General features: G+C 67.7%; 4 protein-coding genes. 1 reads left to right on the plus strand and 3 read right to left on the minus strand.

The genetic code is table 11. From position 1 onward, the window contains the following. The coding region (locus ACZ5C2_RS38470) for a hypothetical protein (RefSeq protein ID WP_468801599.1) at window positions 1-502 on the plus strand (502 nt) is incomplete at its 5' end. Window positions 503-543: 41 nt separating this feature from the next. Here ACZ5C2_RS38470 and ACZ5C2_RS38475 read toward each other — a convergent pair. The 3 genes from ACZ5C2_RS38475 to ACZ5C2_RS38485 are packed head-to-tail and all read right to left on the minus strand — an operon-like array spanning window position 544 to window position 3,458. Then, window positions 544-2,010 carry a hypothetical protein gene (locus tag ACZ5C2_RS38475; RefSeq protein WP_468801600.1) on the minus strand — a complete coding sequence of 489 codons (1,467 nt, stop codon included), beginning with the start codon at window positions 2,008-2,010 and terminating at the stop codon, window positions 544-546. A gap of 3 nt (window positions 2,011-2,013) precedes the next feature. After that, on the minus strand, window positions 2,014-2,340 hold the full coding sequence (locus ACZ5C2_RS38480) for a helix-turn-helix domain-containing protein (RefSeq protein WP_468801602.1): 327 nt from the start codon (window positions 2,338-2,340) through the stop codon (window positions 2,014-2,016). Then, window positions 2,340-3,458, minus strand: coding sequence for a tyrosine-type recombinase/integrase (locus ACZ5C2_RS38485; RefSeq protein WP_468801603.1), 1,119 nt, complete (start codon window positions 3,456-3,458; stop codon window positions 2,340-2,342). Before ACZ5C2_RS38485 ends, ACZ5C2_RS38480 begins: the two co-directional genes overlap by 1 nt. Window positions 3,459-3,694 lie beyond the last annotated feature (236 nt).

A 3,694-nucleotide genomic window follows, 5' to 3' on the forward strand; every position in this document is an offset into this window, starting at 1 on the left:
ACTGGTGAGCTCGCATGTTGAGGTGTCGTGTATTCGCTGGGCATCCACGACTTCGGTCACGGCGAGTAGCTGGTTCAGGGTGGTTTTCCGCGAGCCAGGCTGGGACGATGCGGGGATGGCGAGCGATCTGGCGGAGCCGTCAGCTTCGGAGTTGGCTGAGGGCATGCGCGCTGCGCTCATGCACGCTCGGTGGGACCCGGACGGTGATCCGGCGGTCGCCGTTGATGTGCTGGGCGCCTTGGTCGAAGGCGTATGTGGTCCGGTCGATTCAGTGGGGGCCGGACAGATCGTTTTCGACTCGGATGCTATGGGAACGGCGTACCTGTTCTGTGCTTCGATGAACAAGGCCTTTGATCGGAACCACCCGGCGCAGCCGCCCGCTCACCGGGGTTTGTCGATTACGGAGCATCTCGCCCTCGTGCAGCCCCTGCTGCCCGGATTTCATCGGCGGCAGCAGGAGGTACTACAGCTTCTGGACCGGGAGTTTCCGCCAGACGACTAATCTCGCGAGCGTGTGGAGCGGCGAACCGAGCTCAGGCGCAATCACCGTGTGTGGTCGCCGGGAGCGTATCGACTCCAGGTTCCTCCAGCTTCGGTGACCAGGCGGGTGGCTGTCTTGTCGTGGTAACCGAGGGCCTTCGCGATGACGGGAGCCGGGGCTTGGAGGACGAGCTGTCGGATTGCGGAGGTCCTGCCGCGCTGCGGCGGGACGCCGATCTCGCGCAAGTGCACTTGAAGGCTGACCGGGTTCATCGGCTGGCCGGGCTGACGTCCGGGGAAGAGCCACTGTGAGCTCCTGCTGCTGGCATAGGGCAGATGCTGGCAGGACTGGACATATGCCCGCATGAGGTCAGCGACGGGCTCTGGAAGTGGGGAGGGTGGGTCTCCCAGCCGGACGGTGACCGTGGTCCCGTCGTCGATGACGTCGTTGGCAGTGAGGCGAACGATGCGGGTGACGGGTTGCGCATAGAGGAGAACGAGTGCGGCAGCGATCCGGGCCCGTAGGGGCAGGGAGTCGTCGTTGAGGACCCGCCGGAGAACGGCGAGTCGGTGGTGCTGGTGCAGCGGCGCTTGGTCCTGGTTGACGACCTGGGGTGGCAGGGCGAGGCGGGGCATCCGGTTCGTCTTCATGCACCAGCGCAGGAACGTCTGGGCCGGGCGCCGGGTGGCCAGCTTCTCCGTGTGCCAGGCGTCGAGGTCAGCCTGCCGGCAGTGTTCGATGGTGCGGCCTCGGTCGGCAAGCTGAGCGAGGAAGGCGCCGGCCTGGGTGATCTCCTGTTTCGTCTGGTTGGTCTGGGAGCGTCCCAGCGGTCCCTTCTCCGTCTTGCTCCGCAGGCGCCGCATCTGGTGCCAGGTGGCAAAGTGCTGAAGAAGCCGCCGGTGTTCGAGGTCCTCGATGGTGGCGAGCCGCTCGGCCAGCCAGCGCTGATAGAGCAGAAGCTGCCGGTCGACGCGTGGCAGGACACCACTGTCCATCAGCAAGTCACGCAGGTGCACGATGGTTCGCCAGGGTGTTTCCTGGTGCAGCCCGTCGTGGGTGAGCGGGATGCTGCCGGTTGCCAGGCCCCGGAGGAGACGGACGACATTGGGGTTGCGGAGCCAGATCAGGCGGCTCTTGGGCCGGTCCATCTCCAGCAGGGAGGTGACCAGGGGTTGCAGCGAAGCGGCAACGTGACCTGTGCCGTCGTCGAGGAGTCGGCCGAGGGTGTCGGCGAGGGTGCAGCGTTCGCAGAGACGCCCACCGAGGAGCAACCCCTCAAAGCCACAGCGGACGCAGAAGAAGTCGCGGGCGATGCCAGCGCAGTCGCGGCAGATCGGCGTGCCGGTCGCGTCCCGGCCGGGCAGCAGCCGGTCGGCTCGGCAGCCGGGGCAGCAGCCGCGGACACGCATGGCGCGGTCGTAGCAGGTTCGGCAGATCGGACCGTCCGACCACTCGGCGGACTTCGAGGCTCGACGGCCGCAGCGTGCGCAGTCGCGGATCATCCACCGCTCGTACTCCTCCGGCGTCATCGTTCACCCCTCCTGCGTCAGCCGGACCCGCGTGGGTCGCCGGGCGGCCAGGTTGATCGGCGCTTCCTCACCAGCTGCCCGGCGGGCCGGGACGTTCTGAGCCGAAGTGGTGATCAGGTCGGTGGGCGTGCAGTCGAGGATGTCGCAGAGGGTGGCCAGCACCGGCAGGGACAGCCGTTCCGGCGTGCCGGAGACCAGGCGGTGGACCTGGGAGGAGGACAGCGTGATGCCGCGTTCGGTCAGGTGCGGCATCAGCTCGGCGACGGTGAACATTCCGCGGGCGGCCATCAGCTCGCGCAGGCGCCACCGGTAGCTGATCTGTCGTGGCATCAGGAGGTCCTTCCCGGCCGCAGAGCGGCCTCGATGGTGGCGTCCAGGACGCGACGCAGGGAGCGGGTGCGGAAGTCGGAGGAGACGCACGTGTAGATCGCGGTGGTGGAGGCGTGGTCGTGGCCGACCTGCTGCTGGACGAACAGCGGGTCGTGGCCGTCCTCGATCAAGTGGGTGATGTAGGACCGGCGCAGCGAGTGGAACTCCAGCTCGGAATCCAGGCCGAGGGCGTCCCTGTAGGCGGCGAAACGGGAGTCCAGCCGCTGGACCCCGACCCGGGGTCCTCGCTCGGACGGCCAGAGGGCCCGGCTGGTCGAGTGCCGCATCCCGGGACGCACCTCGCTGATCCATTCTTCGATCGTGCCGGGCGTCCAGGTCCAGACGGTCAGCACGCTGCGGCGCTTGGGCGGCGAGCCCTTCTTGGCCTTGCCGTAGCGGACCAGCAGGGTGCCGTACTCGCCGAACTCCCGCCCCTGCGGGTTGCGGCCGAAGTCAGTGAGGTCGAGCATCCGGGTCTCGTTGCGGCGCAGGCCGTAGGCGTACGCGGTCTTGAACAAGGCGGCGTCCCGGAAGGCCGGCAGCCAGCCCTTGCGGCCCTTGCCGCGGACGCGCAGGACCTCCTCGTCGGCGTGGTCGAAGAACGCTTCCAGCTCGGGCCTGGTGAAGGCCCGGCGTTCCGGCTCGCCCTCGGCTTCGTCGGCATGCGTTGCAGCGTTCCAGTCGTAGACCACCTGGACGGGGTGGGTCCCGAAGTGCCGTAGGCACTCGTCGCTCCAGCCGTAGGCGGGGTTGGTCAGGAAGTCGCAGAACTGGCGTACGGAGCCCTGGTAGTTGCGCAGGGTGGAGCGGACGCAGCCGTGCACGGCCCGTAGATCGGCCGACCATTCGTCGATGTGCTGCGGCGTCCACTGCCACGGCATCGCGTCGGCATGCCGGGTGAAGGCCCGGACCGTGCGTTCCTGGTCGTTGACGTATCCCGGCGAGAGATTGCGGGCGAGCTGTTGGTTGCGCCAGCCCTTGATCATCGCCTCGAAGACCTGCTCGTCCGGCCGCAGCAGCGGCAGACCGTCGATCAGGTGCAGCCGAGCAGACCCTGGAACGAGGCCGTCCCCACCCATCCGCCATCACTCTCCGTCTATCGCATCTGACGCGATAATTTCGCATCAGATGCGACTCGGGGGCGTCTTCGCAGTTCAATCGCTCGATGGAGTGAGGCCCGCGGACACTCAGTGCTGTAACCGCTACCGTGCTTCCGAGGCCAACGTCCCTGATGGGGTCGTTTCCGCGCGGTCCCGGGCCCGCCTCCAGGCCAGGTGCCGCGTATTCGCATCCGATGCAATTGGCGTCGGTAGGA

Source organism: Streptomyces sp. NPDC031365, from assembly GCF_055569765.1.

Excerpts from the sequence above, each read along its gene's own strand:
- ACZ5C2_RS38475 (WP_468801600.1), bottom strand. The coding sequence starts at position 2,010 with ATGACGCCGGAGGAGTACGAGCGGTGGATGATCCGCGACTGCGCACGC.
- ACZ5C2_RS38480 (WP_468801602.1), bottom strand. The coding sequence starts at position 2,340 with ATGCCACGACAGATCAGCTACCGGTGGCGCCTGCGCGAGCTGATGGCC.
- ACZ5C2_RS38485 (WP_468801603.1), bottom strand. The coding sequence starts at position 3,458 with ATGGGTGGGGACGGCCTCGTTCCAGGGTCTGCTCGGCTGCACCTGATC.